At 35.0% G+C, this 17238-nt stretch carries 24 protein-coding genes; 20 read left to right on the top strand and 4 right to left on the bottom strand.

Annotation, left to right across the window (positions count from 1 at the left end; genetic code table 11):
- The 20 genes from rplE (at window position 1) to ACFQ1K_RS06225 (ending at window position 13703) form a co-directional block, all read left to right on the top strand.
- Complete coding sequence (gene rplE / locus ACFQ1K_RS06130; protein ID WP_320555852.1) at window positions 1-552, top strand: 50S ribosomal protein L5; 552 nt, start codon at window positions 1-3, stop codon at window positions 550-552.
- A 2-nt stretch (window positions 553-554) separates the two neighbouring features.
- Window positions 555-824, top strand: a complete 270-nt coding sequence (rpsN, locus tag ACFQ1K_RS06135; protein ID WP_076620346.1) for a 30S ribosomal protein S14 — start codon at window positions 555-557, stop codon at window positions 822-824.
- A gap of 104 nt (window positions 825-928) precedes the next feature.
- Window positions 929-1327, top strand: a complete 399-nt coding sequence (gene rpsH / locus ACFQ1K_RS06140) for a 30S ribosomal protein S8 (RefSeq protein WP_076620347.1) — start codon at window positions 929-931, stop codon at window positions 1325-1327.
- Window positions 1328-1339: 12 nt separating this feature from the next.
- Window positions 1340-1882 (top strand): 50S ribosomal protein L6, encoded by a 543-nt coding sequence (rplF, locus tag ACFQ1K_RS06145; RefSeq protein ID WP_320555853.1) that lies wholly within the window; start codon window positions 1340-1342, stop codon window positions 1880-1882.
- A 10-nt stretch (window positions 1883-1892) separates the two neighbouring features.
- The gene (gene rplR, locus ACFQ1K_RS06150; protein WP_320555854.1) at window positions 1893-2249 is read left to right on the top strand and encodes a 50S ribosomal protein L18; all 357 of its coding nucleotides are present in this window, start codon (window positions 1893-1895) and stop codon (window positions 2247-2249) included.
- Window positions 2250-2255: 6 nt separating this feature from the next.
- Complete coding sequence (rpsE, locus tag ACFQ1K_RS06155; protein WP_320555855.1) at window positions 2256-2780, top strand: 30S ribosomal protein S5; 525 nt, start codon at window positions 2256-2258, stop codon at window positions 2778-2780.
- A gap of 11 nt (window positions 2781-2791) precedes the next feature.
- Complete coding sequence (rpmD, locus tag ACFQ1K_RS06160) at window positions 2792-2971, top strand: 50S ribosomal protein L30 (protein ID WP_320555856.1); 180 nt, start codon at window positions 2792-2794, stop codon at window positions 2969-2971.
- A gap of 16 nt (window positions 2972-2987) precedes the next feature.
- Entirely contained in the window at window positions 2988-3440 is a 453-nt protein-coding gene (rplO, locus tag ACFQ1K_RS06165) for a 50S ribosomal protein L15 (protein WP_320555857.1), read from the top strand.
- A gap of 10 nt (window positions 3441-3450) precedes the next feature.
- On the top strand, window positions 3451-4815 hold the full coding sequence (secY, locus tag ACFQ1K_RS06170) for a preprotein translocase subunit SecY (protein WP_320555858.1): 1365 nt from the start codon (window positions 3451-3453) through the stop codon (window positions 4813-4815).
- Window positions 4816-4887: 72 nt separating this feature from the next.
- Window positions 4888-5103 (top strand): translation initiation factor IF-1, encoded by a 216-nt coding sequence (gene infA, locus ACFQ1K_RS06175; protein ID WP_007094967.1) that lies wholly within the window; start codon window positions 4888-4890, stop codon window positions 5101-5103.
- 23 nt (window positions 5104-5126) lie between these two features.
- The gene (gene ykgO, locus ACFQ1K_RS06180) at window positions 5127-5243 is read left to right on the top strand and encodes a type B 50S ribosomal protein L36 (protein ID WP_008269159.1); all 117 of its coding nucleotides are present in this window, start codon (window positions 5127-5129) and stop codon (window positions 5241-5243) included.
- 96 nt (window positions 5244-5339) lie between these two features.
- Window positions 5340-5714: a 30S ribosomal protein S13 gene (gene rpsM, locus ACFQ1K_RS06185; RefSeq protein WP_320555859.1), complete on the top strand. Its 375-nt coding sequence runs from the start codon at window positions 5340-5342 to the stop codon at window positions 5712-5714.
- Between the two features lie 104 nt (window positions 5715-5818).
- Window positions 5819-6202 carry a 30S ribosomal protein S11 gene (gene rpsK / locus ACFQ1K_RS06190; protein ID WP_294073563.1) on the top strand — a complete coding sequence of 128 codons (384 nt, stop codon included), beginning with the start codon at window positions 5819-5821 and terminating at the stop codon, window positions 6200-6202.
- Between the two features lie 169 nt (window positions 6203-6371).
- Window positions 6372-6977, top strand: a complete 606-nt coding sequence (gene rpsD / locus ACFQ1K_RS06195; RefSeq protein WP_320555860.1) for a 30S ribosomal protein S4 — start codon at window positions 6372-6374, stop codon at window positions 6975-6977.
- Window positions 6978-7072: 95 nt separating this feature from the next.
- Window positions 7073-8065, top strand: a complete 993-nt coding sequence (locus tag ACFQ1K_RS06200; protein WP_320555861.1) for a DNA-directed RNA polymerase subunit alpha — start codon at window positions 7073-7075, stop codon at window positions 8063-8065.
- A 76-nt stretch (window positions 8066-8141) separates the two neighbouring features.
- Complete coding sequence (gene rplQ / locus ACFQ1K_RS06205; RefSeq protein ID WP_138434813.1) at window positions 8142-8618, top strand: 50S ribosomal protein L17; 477 nt, start codon at window positions 8142-8144, stop codon at window positions 8616-8618.
- Window positions 8619-8732: 114 nt separating this feature from the next.
- On the top strand, window positions 8733-9836 hold the full coding sequence (carA, locus tag ACFQ1K_RS06210) for a glutamine-hydrolyzing carbamoyl-phosphate synthase small subunit (RefSeq protein ID WP_320555862.1): 1104 nt from the start codon (window positions 8733-8735) through the stop codon (window positions 9834-9836).
- Window positions 9837-9986: 150 nt separating this feature from the next.
- The gene (eno, locus tag ACFQ1K_RS06215; RefSeq protein ID WP_320555863.1) at window positions 9987-11279 is read left to right on the top strand and encodes a phosphopyruvate hydratase; all 1293 of its coding nucleotides are present in this window, start codon (window positions 9987-9989) and stop codon (window positions 11277-11279) included.
- Between the two features lie 162 nt (window positions 11280-11441).
- Complete coding sequence (locus ACFQ1K_RS06220) at window positions 11442-12728, top strand: citrate synthase (RefSeq protein ID WP_320555864.1); 1287 nt, start codon at window positions 11442-11444, stop codon at window positions 12726-12728.
- Window positions 12729-12791: 63 nt separating this feature from the next.
- Window positions 12792-13703, top strand: coding sequence for a dimethylarginine dimethylaminohydrolase family protein (locus ACFQ1K_RS06225; protein ID WP_320555865.1), 912 nt, complete (start codon window positions 12792-12794; stop codon window positions 13701-13703).
- A 12-nt stretch (window positions 13704-13715) separates the two neighbouring features.
- On the opposite strand, the gene ACFQ1K_RS06230 is transcribed toward ACFQ1K_RS06225, so the two are convergent.
- From ACFQ1K_RS06230 to ACFQ1K_RS06245, 4 genes are read right to left on the bottom strand one after another with little or no spacing between them, the layout of a single operon-like run.
- On the bottom strand, window positions 13716-14591 hold the full coding sequence (locus ACFQ1K_RS06230; RefSeq protein WP_320555866.1) for a sterol desaturase family protein: 876 nt from the start codon (window positions 14589-14591) through the stop codon (window positions 13716-13718).
- A 14-nt stretch (window positions 14592-14605) separates the two neighbouring features.
- Window positions 14606-15532, bottom strand: coding sequence for a sulfurtransferase (locus tag ACFQ1K_RS06235; RefSeq protein ID WP_320555867.1), 927 nt, complete (start codon window positions 15530-15532; stop codon window positions 14606-14608).
- Complete coding sequence (locus tag ACFQ1K_RS06240; protein WP_320555868.1) at window positions 15516-15983, bottom strand: monoheme cytochrome C; 468 nt, start codon at window positions 15981-15983, stop codon at window positions 15516-15518. The genes ACFQ1K_RS06235 and ACFQ1K_RS06240 overlap by 17 nt, the downstream gene beginning before the upstream one ends.
- Window positions 15983-17203 carry a sulfite oxidase gene (locus tag ACFQ1K_RS06245; protein WP_320555869.1) on the bottom strand — a complete coding sequence of 407 codons (1221 nt, stop codon included), beginning with the start codon at window positions 17201-17203 and terminating at the stop codon, window positions 15983-15985. Before ACFQ1K_RS06245 ends, ACFQ1K_RS06240 begins: the two co-directional genes overlap by 1 nt.
- Between the last annotated feature and the right edge of the window lie 35 nt (window positions 17204-17238).

The following is a 17238-nucleotide window of genomic DNA, read 5'->3' on the forward strand; positions in this document are numbered from 1 at the left end:
ATGGCTTACGTTGCAAGATTAAAAAAAGAGTATAAGGATAAGGTAATTCCTGCTCTTACGGAAGAATTCGGATATAAAAATGTAATGCAGGTACCTAAACTGGAAAAAATTGTAATTTCCAGAGGTGTCGGTGCTGCTGTTGCAGATAAAAAGTTAATCGATCACGCTGTTGAAGAATTAACAAAAATATCTGGGCAAAAGGCTGTAGCTACAATTTCTAAGAAAGACGTTGCTTCATTTAAGTTACGTAAAGGAATGCCTATTGGTGCTAAAGTAACTTTACGTGGTGAGCAAATGTATGAGTTCTTAGATAGATTAGTGACAACTGCTTTACCACGAGTAAGAGATTTTAACGGTATTAAAGCTACTGGTTTTGATGGCCGTGGAAATTATAACTTAGGTGTTACAGAGCAAATCATTTTTCCTGAAATTGATATCGATAAAATCAATAAAATTTCAGGAATGGATATTACATTTGTGACTTCTGCTGAAACAGACAAAGAAGCGAAGTCTTTATTAACAGAACTAGGATTACCATTTAAAAAGAATTAAGTATGGCTAAAGAATCAATGAAAGCTCGTGAGGTGAAGCGTGCAAAGACCGTAGCTAAATATGCTGAGAAAAGAAAAGCTTTAAAAGAAGCTGGAGATTACGAAGCATTACAAAAGTTACCTAAAAACGCATCGCCAATACGTATGCACAACCGTTGTAAACTTACAGGTAGACCAAAGGGTTATATGAGACAGTTTGGTATCTCTCGTGTAATGTTTAGAGAAATGGCTAACAAAGGGTTAATTCCTGGGGTAAAAAAAGCAAGTTGGTAACATTGAGGAAGCGAATTAGCTTCTGTACAATTATCAATATAACTATTGTATAATCGGAATTTAGGTTCGAAAAATTCGAAAACCATTTTCCAAAATTTTAAACTATGTACACAGATCCAATAGCGGATTATTTAACGCGAGTTAGAAATGCGGTAAAAGCGAACCACAGAGTGGTTGAGATTCCTGCTTCTAACTTAAAAAAGGAGATAACTAAAATATTATTCGATCAAGGATATATTTTAAGTTACAAATTCGATGACTCTACCGTACAAGGTACAATTAAGATTGCCTTAAAGTACAACAAAGAGACTAAAGAGTCAGTCATTAAAAAAATTCAAAGAATCAGTAAACCAGGTTTACGTAAATATGCTGGTGCTAACGAAATGCCAAGAATCTTAAATGGTTTAGGTATTGCAATTGTTTCTACGTCTCACGGAGTGATGACAGGTAAGCAAGCGCAAAGAGAAAACGTTGGTGGTGAAGTATTGTGTTACGTTTACTAAAAACAGGAAATTATGTCAAGAATAGGTAAAAGCCCAATAACAGTTCCTGAAGGTGTAACTGTAGAAATTAAAGACAACGTAATTACGGCAAAAGGAAAATTAGGGGAATTAACCCAAACTTTTTCTGATGTTGAAATAACTATTGAAGACGGTACTATTACGTTGAACCGTCCTTCAGAGAAAAAAGATCACAAAGCAAAACACGGTCTTTACAGAGCGTTAATTGCTAATATGATAGAAGGTGTTTCTAACGGATTTACTAAAGAATTAGAATTAGTAGGTGTTGGTTATAGAGCATCAAATCAAGGACAAAAATTAGATTTAGCAATTGGTTTCTCTCACAATATTGTTATGGACATTGCCCCAGAGGTAAAAGTTGAGACAGTATCAGAAAAAGGTAAGAACCCAATCGTTAAATTAACATCTCATGACAAACAGTTGGTTGGTCAAGTTGCTGCGAAAATTCGTGGTTTCCGTAAGCCAGAGCCTTACAAAGGAAAAGGTATCAAGTTTGTTGGTGAAGAAATTAGAAGAAAAGCAGGTAAATCAGCTTAATAATTAAGTTATGGCATTGACAAAGAACGAAAGAAGAATAAGAATAAAAAACAGAATCCGCAAGGTTGTATCTGGTACTGAAGCAAGACCAAGATTAACTGTTTTTAGAAGTAATAAAGAAATTTATGCTCAGGTCGTAAATGATGTAACTGGTGTAACTATAGCTGCTGCATCTTCAAGAGATAAAGATATAGCAAAGTCTAAAGGAAATAAGACTGAAATTGCTGCTCTAGTAGGTAAAACTGTTGCAGAAAAGGCTATGAAAGCTGGTGTAGAAACAATCTCATTTGACAGAGGTGGTTATTTGTACCATGGTAGAGTAAAATCATTAGCAGAAGGTGCTAGAGAAGCAGGACTTAAATTTTAAGACATTATGTATCAAAAATATAAAAACGCAGAATTAGTAAAGCCAGGTGGTTTAGATTTAAAAGACCGTTTAGTAGGTGTACAGCGTGTAACTAAAGTAACAAAAGGTGGTAGAGCCTTTGGATTTTCTGCTATAGTAGTAGTAGGAGACGAAGCTGGTGTTGTTGGACATGGATTAGGTAAATCTAAAGACGTGGCAACAGCGATTGCAAAAGCTGTTGAAGACGCTAAGAAAAATTTAGTTAGAATTCCTATTGTAAAAGGTACATTACCACACGAGCAAAAAGGTAAATACGGTGGTGCTAGAGTGAATATTATTCCTGCTGCACCTGGTACCGGGGTTATTGCTGGTGGTGCTGTAAGAACAGTACTTGAAGCTGTTGGTGTACATGACGTACTATCAAAATCTCAAGGGTCTTCAAACCCTCACAATGTTGTAAAAGCAACTTTTGATGCTTTATTACAATTGAGAGATGCAAGAGCTGTAGCAAGAGAACGTGGAATTTCACTTGAAAAAGTATATAAAGGATAATCTAGGACAAGATGGCAAAGATTAAAGTAACTAAAGTAAGAAGTGCAATTAACCGTACTAAAAGACAAAAGCAAACATTAGAAGCTTTAGGTCTTAAAAAGATCGGTCAAGTAGTAGAGCACGATGCCACACCAAACATCCTTGGTATGGTAAAGAAAGTTGAACATTTAGTTTCTGTAGAAGAAGCTTAAAAATATAAACTTAACAATGGATTTAAGTAATTTAAAACCTGCAGAAGGTTCAGTTAAAAATCAAGGGAAACGTGTTGGACGTGGTCAAGGATCTGGTAAAGGTGGTACTGCGACAAGAGGACACAAAGGTGCTAAGTCACGTTCTGGATACTCTAAGAAATTAGGTTTTGAGGGTGGTCAGATGCCTTTACAAAGACGTGTTCCTAAGTTTGGATTTACTAACATTAATAGAGTAGCGTATCAAGGTGTTAACTTAGACACATTACAACAGTTAGTAGACGAAAAGAAAATTAAGGATACTGTAGATTTTGAAACACTTGTATCATTAGGTAAAGCTGGAAAAAACGATCTAGTTAAAATCTTGGGTAGAGGTGAATTAAAAGCAAAGCTAACAGTAACTGCGCATAAATTTACTGCTACAGCAAAAGCTGCTATTGAGGCTGCTGGTGGTGAAGCCGTAACTTTATAAGACTATAAGAATGAAGATTATAGAAACATTAAAGAATGTCTGGAAAATTACAGAGCTTAAGGATAGAATTGTTCTAACGTTAGGGTTACTTTTAGTATACCGTTTTGGAGCTCAGGTAGTTTTACCAGGTGTAGATTTTCCAAAGTTAGCAGAACTTCAAAGTTCTGCAGCCCAAGGTGGTTTATTATGGTTAATTAATGCATTTACTGGTGGTGGTTTTTCCAAGGCATCAGTTTTTGCATTAGGTATTATGCCATATATATCCGCATCTATCGTGGTTCAACTTATGGGTATAGCAATTCCTTATTTGCAGAAACTTCAGAAAGAAGGAGCAAGTGGACAGAAGAAGATTACCCAGATAACACGTTGGTTAACTATTGGAATTTGTTTGGTGCAGGCACCAGCTTATTTAGGTACAATACCATCCTTATCTGGACTTAACTCTATCAGTCAAATGCTTATTCCAGGCTTTTCTGAAAGCGTATTCTATTTTTCATCCGTAATCATACTTGTAACAGGTTGTGTTTTCGCAATGTGGTTAGGTGAAAAAATCACAGATAAGGGGATTGGTAATGGTATTTCATTGTTAATTATGGTTGGTATCATCGCTACAATGCCACAGTCCTTTGCACAAAACATGTTCTCAAGGCTTGAAGGTGGTAATGGTGGATTTATGATGATATTAATTGAATTAGTGATTTGGTTCTTAATTATTTTAGGATCGGTATTCTTGGTAATGGCAGTGCGTAAAATTGCTGTACAGTATGCAAGAAGAACAGCTTCTGGTGGTTATGAGAAAAATGTATTTGGATCACGTCAGTTTTTACCATTAAAGTTAAATGCTTCTGGTGTAATGCCAATTATATTTGCTCAAGCAATAATGTTTGCTCCAGCATATATTGGTAAATTATTTGGCCCAGATAGTGGTGTAGGACAATGGATGCAAACCAACTTCCAAGATATATTTGGTTTTTGGTATAATCTAGTATTTGCATTATTGATTATCATATTTACGTATTTCTATACTGCAATAACGGTGCCTACTAACAAGATGGCTGACGATTTAAAGCGAAGTGGTGGATTTATTCCTGGTATTCGTCCAGGCACTGAAACTGCTGAATATTTAGATAAAATAATGTCTCAAATTACACTTCCAGGATCTATTTTCTTGGCCTTAGTTGCGATATTCCCTGCATTTGTGTACCAATTAGTAGGAGTTCAACAAGGATGGGCATTATTTTTTGGTGGTACATCACTTTTAATTATGGTTGGTGTAGCTATTGATACAATGCAACAAATTAATTCTTATTTGTTAAATAAGCATTACGACGGCTTGATGAAAACAGGTAAAAACAGAAAATCTGTTACCTCATAATGATAAAACAACAATGTTCAGGTAACAGAAAAGTATTAGTTAACATAAAGAACTGAACATTATAAATATATTATGGCTAAACAAGCAGCAATAGAACAAGACGGAACAATTATAGAAGCATTATCTAATGCAATGTTTCGCGTTGAACTAGAGAACGGCCACATTGTAACGGCACATATCTCTGGTAAAATGCGTATGCATTATATAAAATTGTTACCTGGCGATAAAGTAAAATTAGAAATGAGTCCTTATGATTTAACTAAGGCTCGTATAACCTATAGATACTAGTAAGTATTTTAAAACAGAAACAGATGAAAGTTAGAGCATCAGTTAAGAAGAGAAGTGCTGATTGTAAATTAGTACGTCGTAAAGGAAGACTTTACGTAATTAACAAAAAGAATCCTAGATTCAAACAAAGACAAGGATAAAAAAAGTCATTAGTATTAGTAGTTAGATGAATCTGTTCGAAATCGAAAGGTTTAGGATTCTAACAACTAAAAACTAACAGCTAAAAACTAAATTATATGGCAAGAATTGCAGGTGTAGACATACCAAAACAAAAAAGAGGAGTAGTATCCTTAACCTATATTTATGGAATAGGTAGAAGCAGAGCTAAAGAAATTTTAGAAACTGCTAAAGTAGACGAAAGTATTAAAGTACAAGACTGGACTGATGATGAAATCGGAGCTATTCGTGAAGCAGTAGGACAGTTCAAAATTGAAGGTGAATTACGTTCTGAAACTCAATTGAACATTAAGCGATTAATGGATATTGGGTGTTATAGAGGTATTCGTCACAGAGCAGGACTTCCATTAAGAGGTCAGCGTACTAAGAATAACTCTCGTACGAGAAAAGGTAAAAGAAAAACAGTTGCTAACAAGAAAAAAGTAACTAAATAATAACAGACAGTAGTCATTAGTAATTAGACGTTAGATGAATCTGTTCGAAATCGAAAGGTTTAGGATTCTAACAACTAAAAGCTAACAACTAGAAACTAAAAAATATGGCAAAGTCAAGTTCAAAAAAACGCAAAGTAATAGTAGATGCTATTGGTGAGGCTCACATCACAGCTTCATTCAACAATATCATTATTTCTTTAACAAATAAAAAAGGTGACGTCATTTCTTGGTCGTCAGCTGGTAAAATGGGCTTTAGAGGTTCAAAAAAGAACACTCCTTATGCAGCTCAATTAGCTGCAGAGGATGCTGCAGGGGTAGCAAAAGAAGCTGGTTTGAAAAAAGTAAAAGTATACGTTAAAGGACCTGGTAATGGTAGAGAATCTGCTATCAGATCTATACATAATGCAGGTATTGAGGTATCAGAGATTATCGATGTAACTCCAATGCCACATAACGGATGTCGTCCTCCAAAGAGACGTCGCGTATAATTTTATAATATAGGAAGTTAATATCAACTGTTTATTCGGTTGGTATTTGCTTTTTTATACGTACATTTGCAAACTGAAAAATTAAAACATGTATCAACGAGAGATTAACGGTTATAGAAGGATAAGCTTAAGACCTTAATTTTATAATCACTCTCATAATTTATTAAAAATGGCAAGATATACTGGTCCTAAAACTAAAATAGCCCGTAAATTCGGACAAGCTATCTACGGAGACGATAAAGCCTTCGAAAAAAGAAATTACCCTCCTGGACAGCACGGTGCTAACAGAAGAAGAGGTAAGAAATCTGAATATGCAATCCAGTTAATGGAAAAGCAAAAAGCAAAATATACTTATGGTATATTGGAGCGTCAGTTCAGAAACATGTTTAAAAGAGCAACAGCAGCTCAAGGTATTACTGGTGAAGTATTATTACAATTTTGTGAGTCTCGTTTAGATAATGTGGTTTACAGAATGGGTATAGCGCCTAGTAGAAGTGCTGCAAGACAATTAGTATCTCACAGACACATAACAGTAAACGGTGAAAAGGTTAATATCCCTTCTTACCAATTAAAAGCTGGTGATGTTGTAGGTGTAAGAGAAAAATCTAAATCTTTAGAAGCTATTCAAAATTCATTGGCTAACTCTAGCAATGTTTATGAATGGATCACTTGGAATAACGATACAATGGAAGGAACTTATGTTTCTGTTCCTGCAAGAATCCAAATTCCTGAGCAGATCAACGAACAGTTTATCGTCGAGCTTTACTCTAAATAATAAATTAATCACATTGGTGTTTGGCCAAAGGGTCTGTTAGTCTTCTTCAAACTTTTAGACCGCGCAACTAAACAACAATCAAAACGAAGAATAAAATGGCAATATTAAATTTTCAGAAGCCTGATAAAGTAATCATGATTGATTCAACTGATTTTGAAGGTAAGTTTGAATTCAGACCTTTAGAACCAGGATACGGATTAACAGTAGGTAATGCATTGAGACGTGTATTATTATCTTCTTTAGAAGGTTTTGCAATAACATCTGTAAGAATAGAAGGTGTAGATCATGAGTTTTCTACAATTTCTGGTGTAGTTGAGGATGTTACTGAAATAATCCTAAACTTAAAGCAAGTTAACTTTAAGCGTCAAATAGATGAAGTTGATAACGAAACAGTGACAATTTCAATCTCTGGGCAAGAGCAAATTACTGCTGGTGATTTCCAAAAGTTTATTTCAGGTTTCCAAGTTTTAAATACAGATTTAGTTATCTGTAACTTAGATCCTAAAGTTAACATCAACATGGAGTTAACAATAGAGAAAGGTAGAGGTTATGTACCTGCTGAAGAAAATAAAAAGGCTTCAGCGCCAATGGGAACCATCTTTACAGATTCTATCTATACTCCAATTAAGAATGTTAAGTACAGTATCGAGAACTTCCGTGTTGAGCAGAAAACGGATTACGAAAAATTAGTTTTCGAAATCTTAACAGATGGTTCTATTCATCCTAAGGATGCTTTAACTGAAGCAGCTAAGATTTTAATTCACCACTTCATGCTATTCTCTGATGAGCGTATTACATTAGAAGCTGATGAGATTGCACAAACAGAAACTTATGATGAAGAATCGCTTCACATGAGACAATTATTGAAGACCAAACTAGTAGATATGGATCTTTCTGTACGTGCGCTTAATTGCTTAAAAGCTGCAGAGGTTGATACTTTAGGTGATTTAGTGTCATTCAATAAAAACGATTTAATGAAATTCAGAAACTTTGGTAAGAAATCTTTAACTGAGTTAGAAGAACTCGTTAATGTTAAAGGTCTTAACTTCGGAATGGATTTAAGTAAATATAAATTAGACAAAGACTAATTTTCACTAATATTAATTAATCATATTTTGCTCCTCAGAATAAAGAGTTTGGTAGCAAGATGATAAAACAAGAGTCATGAGACACGGAAAAAAATTCAACCATTTAGGTAGAAAATCAGCGCACAGAAAGTCAATGTTAGCTAACATGGCGTGTTCATTAATTGAGCACAAGCGCATTAACACGACAACTGCTAAAGCTAAAGCTTTAAAGCAATTTGTAGAACCATTAATTACAAAGTCTAAAGAAGATACAACACACAATAGAAGAATTGTGATGTCAAGACTTAGACAAAAAGAAGCGGTTGCCGAATTGTTTAGAGATGTAGCAGCTAAGGTTGGTGATCGTCCAGGTGGTTACACACGTATCATTAAGTTAGGAAACCGTTTAGGTGACAACGCTGATATGGCAATGATTGAGTTAGTAGATTACAACGAGCTATACAATGCTGGTAAGCCTGCTAAAAAATCAACGCGTAGAAGTAGAAGAGGTGGTAAAAAGAGTACAACCGCTGTTCCACCAGTAGAAACTCAAGCTTCAAACGAAGAAGAATAAAATGATGTTAATAATCATTAATAAATATAAAGGATAGACTTTTTAAGTTTATCCTTTTTTTTTGGAATTTTGTACAACTTTATTGCGAAAGCAAATATCTCATAAACATTGCACATGAAATACAAACAAAGAAAAAAGGCGATAATTCTATTAGAAGATGGTACTATCTTTTACGGTAAATCTATAGGAAAAGACGGTACTGCATTTGGTGAAGTCTGCTTTAATACAGGTACTACTGGATACCAAGAAATTTTTACCGACCCTTCTTATTACGGTCAGTTAATGGTAACTACCAATGCGCATATTGGAAATTACGGTACCAAAGAGGATGAAATGGAATCTGAGAATATTAAAATTGCAGGTCTAATTTGTAAAAACTTTAGTTTTGAATACTCACGTCCCGCCGCAGACAGTTCTTTAGAAGATTTCTTTGAAAAGTATAATACGCTGGCTATCGCAGATGTAGATACGAGGGCTTTAGTAAGTTATATAAGAGATAATGGAGCAATGAATGCCGTTATTTCTACAGAGGTAGATGATATTGATGTACTTAAAAAACAATTGGCAGAACAGCCAAATATGAAAGGTTTAGAGTTAGCTTCAAAAGTGTCTACTAAAGAACCCTACTATTTTGGTAATGAAAATGCAACTTATAAAATTGCTGCATTAGATATAGGGATTAAGAAGAATATTCTTAGGAATCTAGCAAAGCGAGATGCCTACATAAAAGTATTTCCATATAATTCAAAATTTGAAGATATGGAAGCATTTAATCCTGATGGTTATTTTCTATCAAATGGACCTGGTGATCCTGAACCTCTGGTAGAAGCACAATCCGTAGCAAAGGAAATAATCGCTAGGAATAAGCCGTTATTTGGCATTTGTTTAGGACATCAAGTAATTGCGTTAGCAAACGGAATTTCGACCTATAAAATGCACAATGGGCATAGAGGAATAAATCACCCTGTGAAAAACTTAATTACTGGAAAGGGTGAAATAACGTCTCAAAATCATGGTTTTGCAATTAACAGAGAAGAAACTGAAGCCAATGATAATGTTGAAATAACACATGTGCATCTTAATGACAATACCGTAGCTGGAATTAAAATTAAAGATAAGAATTGTTTTTCGGTACAATACCATCCAGAAGCGAGCCCCGGACCAAACGATTCTGTATACTTATTTGACCAGTTTATAGAAAACATTAAAAATAGCTAGTAGATAAAACGCAACAAAACTTGAAATTTGTTGCGTTTTTTTAGTTTCGAAAACATTATAGTAAATATTAATCGTAATTATGATTTTTGTTCTGAATTACGGTCTATATTTTCGTAATTTTGGGATAATCAACAATAAAAATATAAAGAAATGAGCATTATAGTTAATGTACACGCAAGACAAATTTTAGATTCTAGAGGTAATCCTACAGTAGAGGTAGATGTTCTTACGGAAAGTGGAATTATGGGAAGAGCAGCTGTGCCTTCTGGAGCTTCTACTGGTGAGCACGAAGCTGTAGAATTACGAGATGGTGGAGATACTTATATGGGTAAAGGCGTGTTAAAGGCTGTTGAAAATGTGAATTCAATCATCGCACAAGAATTATTAGGTATTTCTGTTTTCGAACAAAACATGATAGATCAATTAATGATTGAGATTGATGGTACTAAAAATAAGGGCAACTTAGGCGCCAATGCTATTTTAGGTGTATCTTTGGCTGTTGCAAAAGCGGCAGCTAATGAATTAGGAATGCCGTTGTATAGGTATGTAGGTGGTGTTTCTGCAAATACATTGCCAGTACCAATGATGAATATCATCAATGGTGGGTCACATAGTGATGCACCAATTGCATTTCAGGAATTTATGATTATGCCAGTGAAGGCAAAGAATTTCACACATGCTATGCAAATGGGAACAGAGATTTTCCATAACCTTAAAAAAGTATTACATGATAGAGGTTTAAGCACGGCTGTGGGTGATGAAGGTGGTTTTGCACCCAACTTAGAGGGTGGTACAGAAGATGCTTTAGATTCCATTAAATTAGCTGTAGAGAAAGCAGGATATACCTTTGGTGAGGATGTTATGATCGCTCTAGATTGCGCAGCAGCAGAGTTTTATGTAGATGGTAAATATGATTATACAAAGTTTGAAGGGGAGTCTGGTAAAGTAAGAACCTCTGCAGAGCAGGCTGAGTATTTAGCGGATTTGGCATCTAAATATCCAATCATTTCAATTGAAGATGGAATGGATGAGAACGACTGGGACGGTTGGAAAGTCTTAACCGATAAAATTGGAGATAAAGTACAATTGGTCGGTGACGATTTATTTGTAACTAATGTTGAACGTTTGTCTCTTGGTATTGAAAACGGCATTGCAAATTCTATATTAATTAAGGTAAACCAAATAGGTACCTTATCAGAAACAATTTCAGCAGTGAACATGGCCCACAACGCAGGCTATACCTCTGTAATGTCACACAGATCTGGTGAAACAGAAGATAATACAATTGCAGATTTAGCTGTAGCCTTAAATACTGGTCAGATTAAAACGGGTTCTGCGTCACGTAGTGATCGTATGGCAAAATACAACCAGTTATTGCGTATTGAAGAGGAGCTTGGAGATGTGGCTTATTTTCCACAGGAAAATGCTTTTAAAGTGAAGTAGAAGTTAATATTTATGAATTATAACTAAGCGATTATCCAATAGATAATCGCTTTTGTTTTTTAAAAGATAACTTGTTAAATCCATGATAAATTGACTTCCGAAATCGTTTGATATTTCGTAAATTAGCGTTCCTTAAAAATTCACAAAAACAAGTAAAAAAATATGTCAGATAAAGCTACCTTAGAAATTTATGGTGAAAAGTATGAGTTACCACTAAAAGTAGGAACAGAGAAAGAAGTTGCCATTGATATAAAAACCTTAAGAAGTGCAACAGGAGGTGTTATTACTATAGATCCTGGTTATAAAAATACAGGAAGTTGCGAAAGTGCCATAACATTTTTAGATGGTGAAAAAGGAATACTAAGGTATAGGGGTTATTCAATTGAAGAGCTGGCTGAAAAGGCAGACTTTTTAGAAGTTGCATATCTTTTAATTTTTGGTGAATTACCAACACAAACACAACTAGATAAGTTTGAAGCAGACATAAAAGACAAGTCAATGGTGGATGACGATGTGAAAAAGATTTTAGATGCGTTTCCAAAGTCGGCTCATCCAATGGGTGTGCTATCCTCCTTAACAAGTGCTCTAACAGCTTTTTATCCTTCTTCTGTGGATGTTAACTCAGAAGAAGCTATGTATAACGCTATAGTTAGAATTTTGGCTAAGTTTCCAATTCTTGTGGCATGGACCATGCGTAAAAAGCACGGTTTACCTTTAGAATATGGCGATGATAATTTGGGTTATGTAGAAAACGTTCTAAAAATGATGTTCAAAAAACCAAATAGCGAGTATATTCAAAACCCTATTTTGGTAAATGCACTGGATAAGCTACTTATTTTACATGCAGACCATGAGCAGAATTGTTCTGCTTCAACAGTAAGAATAGCAGGTTCGTCACACGCTGGTTTATTTGTCTCATTGGCATCTGGTATTTCGGCACTTTGGGGCCCACTTCATGGTGGTGCCAACCAGGCTGTATTAGAAATGCTTGAAGCTATTAAGGAAGATGGTGGAGACACAAAGAAATACATGGCAAAGGCAAAAGATAAGGATGATCCTTTCCGTTTAATGGGCTTTGGTCATCGTGTATATAAGAACTTTGATCCTAGAGCAAGAATTATTAAAAAAGCTGCAGACGAAGTGCTGGGTGATTTAGGTGTAGAAGATCCTATCCTTGATATCGCTAAAGGTCTAGAGAAAGAGGCTTTAGAAGATCAATACTTCGTGGATAGAAAATTATATCCGAATGTAGATTTCTATTCTGGAATTATCTACAGAGCTATGGGAATTCCTGTTGAAATGTTTACAGTAATGTTTGCTTTAGGCCGTTTACCAGGTTGGATTGCACAATGGCGCGAGATGCGTTTACGTAAGGAACCTATTGGAAGACCGAGACAATTGTATGTCGGTGAAACTTATAGACCATTTAAGTCCATTGACAATAGATAATCTATCGAATCAAATAACAAAAAGGCTTCATAAAACTTATGAAGCTTTTTTATGTTTTTAAATATGAAACTAAACATACAAAACGAAACTTCTCGACTTAGAGCTGTAATCTTAGGTACGGCAGAAAGTAATGGGCCAACTCCAAAGGTAGAAGATTGCTACGATCCAAAAAGTAGACAACACGTACTTGCCGGTACATACCCTTTAGAAGCAGATATGATAAAGGAAATGGAAGCTGTATCTAAAGTGTTAGAGAAGTATGATGTTACCGTTTATAGACCTAAAGTAATTGAGGACTACAATCAAATTTTCGCTAGAGACATATCGTTTGTAATTGAAGATAAAATAATAATAGCCAATATCCTTCCAGATCGTGAACGGGAAGTCGATGCAATTGAATATGTTTGGAGGCAAGTGGATAAATCCAACAGGATTATTCTTCCAGAAGAATGCCACGTAGAAGGTGGTGACGTGATGCCATGGAATGATTACATTTTCATTGGTACTTACAGTGGGGAAGATTATTCGAACTATATAACTGCACGCACTAATAAAGCAGCAGTAGAGGCTATTCAAAATTTATTTCCTCATAAAACAGTGAAATCTTTTGAATTGAGAAAGTCTAATACAGACCCAAGAGAGAATGCACTACACTTAGATTGTTGTTTTCAACCTATTGGAAAAAATAAGGCCATAATCCATAAAAATGGATTTTTGATAGAAAGCGAATACCAATGGCTTGTGGATTATTTTGGAGAAGATAATATTTTTGAAATAACTAAGGATGAAATGTATGATATGTATAGCAATGTCTTTTCAATATCCGAAGATGTTGTTATCTCTGAACAAAACTTTAAAAGATTAAATACTTGGTTACGAAATAATGGCTTTACAGTGGAGGAAGTCCCTTATGCGGAGATTGCAAAACAAGAAGGCTTACTTCGTTGTTCTACAATGCCTTTAATAAGGGACTAGTTCTTCGTATAATCAATTTTTATTTTTCCCGAAGCCGTATGTGTTCTGACCGATAAAATCTTGAGGAAATTTATCATCACCTTTAAATCCTATTTCTATTGTTCCACTATCTTCAGGAACATAATCTGTTTTGAAGATATAATCCCATAGACTTAGACTAATCCCGTAATTCACACCATGTTTGCCTTCAGGTAAGTGATAAGCATGATGATATAAATGCATTACTGGATTGTTAAAAATGTATTTTATTGGGCCCCACGTTATTTTAATATTTGAGTGGTTAAAGTGACCTATAGCGATAGCTATAAAATGTACAATAAAAGCTTGTTCTGGTTCAAAACCACCAATAAGCATAACACCAAAGGTCTTGAGCGGTTTATACAAAATATTTTCCATCCAATGGAATCTTAAGTGAGCAGCAAACCCCATTTCTTTTACGCTATGATGTACTTTATGGAAATTCCACAAGAACTTATATCTATGAAGAAGGACGTGTGTAAACCACTGCACAAAGTCCAGGACAATAAAAAATACGAGCAATTGTATTCCCATAGACCAATTAGACATATCTATTAATGCTAGACTTTTTGCTGTAATATTGACTTCAGCAAATAGTAACTCTAAAACTTTATAAAAACCACTGATAACAATGGAAAACATGAAGAAATTAAAAAACATATAAAATGCGTCTAACCAAAAGTCGCGTCTAAAAATAGACTGGTCTTTTCTCCAGGGAAAGGCAATCTCCAATAACCATACAAAAATTGATATAGCGATAAGTCCCCAAAAATAATTGGTATACCATGGTACTTCAAAAATGATAGATTTCCAAGTCCAGTTCAGTGTGCCTTCAAATGCGTTTACAAATGCGTCTAAATACTTTTCCATTTTAATTTTTAGTTTTAATTCTTAGTTTTTGTGATATGGTCATTCTCTATCGGTAAGTCATCAAAATGACTCCATTCTGTCCATGACCCATCATAGTTCATTACATTTTCATATCCCAGTAATTCAGATAAAACAAAAGTGGTATGTGCAGAACGCACGCCACTATGGCAATACAAAATTATGGAATCGGTTTTTTTTATATTTAGTTTATTATAAATTAACTCTATATCATCATAAGATTTTAGCTTTTTACTACCATGATAATCAATGGAATTGGCCCAATCTAGATGAATGCTTCCTGGGATTCGACCAGCACGTTTTGCTCCGTTTTTAAGCAATTTTCCTGAAAATTCATCTTCAGATCTTGTATCTATAATGGTCACGTTTGTACCCAAGGATCTCAAGAGGTTTTCTTTAGATATGTAATGTTCCATACCGTGGTTTTCAGTTAGCTTAAAAACTGTTGGTTTTAAGACAGGTGTAAGGGTATCTAAACTTCCTTTAATTTCCATCCAGGCCGAAATACCACCATTTAAAAGCTTAATATTTTTGAAATTATAATTTTTTAAAACCCACCAAAGCCTTGCTGACTCGCACATACCTCTGTCATCATAAACAATAATGGTATCTTCTGAATTAATTCCAAGGTTTTGAAACAAAGATTCTATCTGTTGTCTACTCGCCATCATTCCACCATAAGGAAAAGATGCGTCTTCAATATCTGTACGCCATAGGTTTATAGCTCCTGGGATATGGCCTTTTCTGTAGTCCTCTTTTTTCCTAAAATCAATTAATTTTACTTGAGGTTCATCCAAATATTTTTTTAAGGTGCTAACATCTATTATAGAACCAATTTCCAAATCATTTGCTTTGGTCACTTTTACATCTTGGCAAGACCAAAATAAAACTACAATTAGAATAATATTAATCTTCCAATTCATACCATTCTATATTGGTTAAACTCATGCGTCTTCCTTTTGATTTGGGTGGATAATTAGTAACCAAATAATTCACAATAATTTCTTGGTTTCCACCTAAATCCCACAAATTTTGAGTTTCCTGCATCCACTTTATGGTAGCATTCCATCTCTCTTTTGTCATCCTATTTTGTGTGACTAATTTAGCTGAATGGCAATTGGTACAATTATTTACTACAACCATTAAACCTTCTGCATCTACTAAACCTGTTCTTACATGAATGCCATTTTCAATTCGATCCTCATCTTCTATTTCTGGCACACTAACCATATCTTGAGATGTATTCCTAAAGACATCAGGATTATTTGCATAATATAAGAGGCCACCACTAGCAACTATAAAAAGCACCAATAACATGAAAAGAGTTTGGTGTAGCGATTTTACTTGATTGCTAAATGTGTTTTCCTTGTCCATTATTTAACTTTAACTGCAATACGATGACATGCGTTATTGAGATATCCTTTTGGATTCCATCCTGGTAAAAGCATAGGTTGTGCTACTCCATTAGAGTCTGTTGCTTTTGCCCAAACCTCATAATATCCCTTTTTAGGGAAATTTATCGAAGCCTTAAAATGTTGCCAAGCCAGTCTGTTCACAGGTGGTTCTACCTCACAAGTGGTCCATGTAGAACCAAAATCAATAGAATACTCCATTTTTTTAACTTCTAATTCGCCAGCCCAAGCATGACCTCTTATGTTCAGTGTTTTTCCATCATTGATTATGGCTCCGGACTTTGGATATGTAATTAATGATTTAACAGGCATAGATTCAATAATACACATATCTTCATCCTTCACTTTTTCTCCCGGTGCGACTGTTTCACAAGGAACTCGGTATGCTGAACCCGTCATTTTTGGGCCATCATGAACTTTATCTCTTATACTTATTCTGTTAATCCATTTACCAGAAACAGAAGCCGGCCAACCACCGGCTACTAGTCGAAGCGGGTAACCATGAATTAATGGTATTTCTTTACCATTCATTTCATAGGCTAATAAGGTTTCGTCTTGAAGGGCTTTAGACATTGGGCAACCTCTTGATATAGGTTCTTTTTTTGGGTCTCTACTGAGATGTTGATCTACTGCGTGATAACCAATGTAAACGGCATCATTTTTAATGCCTGCATCTTCTAAAACATCACGAAGCCTAACTCCACTCCAAGATGCGCAATGAACAGCACCAACTGTCCACTGATTACCTTTTGCAGGTGGATCAAATTCGGCTCGGCCATTACCACCACACTCAATGGTAAGTTGGTAAGTATGCTTCTTAAATTTTGATTTTAACTCATCAAGCGTATAAGCTTTTTTTTCTTTAACGGATTCACCATCTATGGTGAGCGTCCAAGTTTTGGCATCAATACCTTCTGGTACTAAGCCATTATTTCTTATAAACATTGATGAATTAGGAGTCACTTTATCATCCAATAGATGTGCCTGAGCTTCAATGTTCCATGGTCTATCGTTCAAGACAACCATATCTTTATGTTTATTAAAGAGTTTGTATGGGTCAGGATCTTGAATAGCTAAAGGTGTGTAATTCGCAGGCATTTTAGAACCAAAAACCACTTCTGCACCAATTAAGGCAGCTATAGATCCTAAGGTTCCTTTTTTTACAAAATCTCTTCTTTTCAAAATTTTAAAGTATTGGTATTGTAATCATACAAATT

Origin of the sequence: Winogradskyella aquimaris, from assembly GCF_042676105.1 — a bacterium.
GTDB classification, from domain to species: Bacteria; Bacteroidota; Bacteroidia; order Flavobacteriales; family Flavobacteriaceae; genus Winogradskyella; species Winogradskyella aquimaris.

Bases quoted from the DNA above. Each gene is read 5' to 3' on its own strand.
- rplE (WP_320555852.1), top strand. From the start codon at position 1: ATGGCTTACGTTGCAAGATTAAAAAAAGAGTATAAGGATAAGGTAATT.
- rpsN (WP_076620346.1), top strand. From the start codon at position 555: ATGGCTAAAGAATCAATGAAAGCTCGTGAGGTGAAGCGTGCAAAGACC.
- rpsH (WP_076620347.1), top strand. From the start codon at position 929: ATGTACACAGATCCAATAGCGGATTATTTAACGCGAGTTAGAAATGCG.
- rplF (WP_320555853.1), top strand. From the start codon at position 1,340: ATGTCAAGAATAGGTAAAAGCCCAATAACAGTTCCTGAAGGTGTAACT.
- rplR (WP_320555854.1), top strand. From the start codon at position 1,893: ATGGCATTGACAAAGAACGAAAGAAGAATAAGAATAAAAAACAGAATC.
- rpsE (WP_320555855.1), top strand. From the start codon at position 2,256: ATGTATCAAAAATATAAAAACGCAGAATTAGTAAAGCCAGGTGGTTTA.
- rpmD (WP_320555856.1), top strand. From the start codon at position 2,792: ATGGCAAAGATTAAAGTAACTAAAGTAAGAAGTGCAATTAACCGTACT.
- rplO (WP_320555857.1), top strand. From the start codon at position 2,988: ATGGATTTAAGTAATTTAAAACCTGCAGAAGGTTCAGTTAAAAATCAA.
- secY (WP_320555858.1), top strand. From the start codon at position 3,451: ATGAAGATTATAGAAACATTAAAGAATGTCTGGAAAATTACAGAGCTT.
- infA (WP_007094967.1), top strand. From the start codon at position 4,888: ATGGCTAAACAAGCAGCAATAGAACAAGACGGAACAATTATAGAAGCA.
- ykgO (WP_008269159.1), top strand. From the start codon at position 5,127: ATGAAAGTTAGAGCATCAGTTAAGAAGAGAAGTGCTGATTGTAAATTA.
- rpsM (WP_320555859.1), top strand. From the start codon at position 5,340: ATGGCAAGAATTGCAGGTGTAGACATACCAAAACAAAAAAGAGGAGTA.
- rpsK (WP_294073563.1), top strand. From the start codon at position 5,819: ATGGCAAAGTCAAGTTCAAAAAAACGCAAAGTAATAGTAGATGCTATT.
- rpsD (WP_320555860.1), top strand. From the start codon at position 6,372: ATGGCAAGATATACTGGTCCTAAAACTAAAATAGCCCGTAAATTCGGA.
- ACFQ1K_RS06200 (WP_320555861.1), top strand. From the start codon at position 7,073: ATGGCAATATTAAATTTTCAGAAGCCTGATAAAGTAATCATGATTGAT.
- rplQ (WP_138434813.1), top strand. From the start codon at position 8,142: ATGAGACACGGAAAAAAATTCAACCATTTAGGTAGAAAATCAGCGCAC.
- carA (WP_320555862.1), top strand. From the start codon at position 8,733: ATGAAATACAAACAAAGAAAAAAGGCGATAATTCTATTAGAAGATGGT.
- eno (WP_320555863.1), top strand. From the start codon at position 9,987: ATGAGCATTATAGTTAATGTACACGCAAGACAAATTTTAGATTCTAGA.
- ACFQ1K_RS06220 (WP_320555864.1), top strand. From the start codon at position 11,442: ATGTCAGATAAAGCTACCTTAGAAATTTATGGTGAAAAGTATGAGTTA.
- ACFQ1K_RS06225 (WP_320555865.1), top strand. From the start codon at position 12,792: ATGAAACTAAACATACAAAACGAAACTTCTCGACTTAGAGCTGTAATC.
- ACFQ1K_RS06230 (WP_320555866.1), bottom strand. From the start codon at position 14,591: ATGGAAAAGTATTTAGACGCATTTGTAAACGCATTTGAAGGCACACTG.
- ACFQ1K_RS06235 (WP_320555867.1), bottom strand. From the start codon at position 15,532: ATGAATTGGAAGATTAATATTATTCTAATTGTAGTTTTATTTTGGTCT.
- ACFQ1K_RS06240 (WP_320555868.1), bottom strand. From the start codon at position 15,983: ATGGACAAGGAAAACACATTTAGCAATCAAGTAAAATCGCTACACCAA.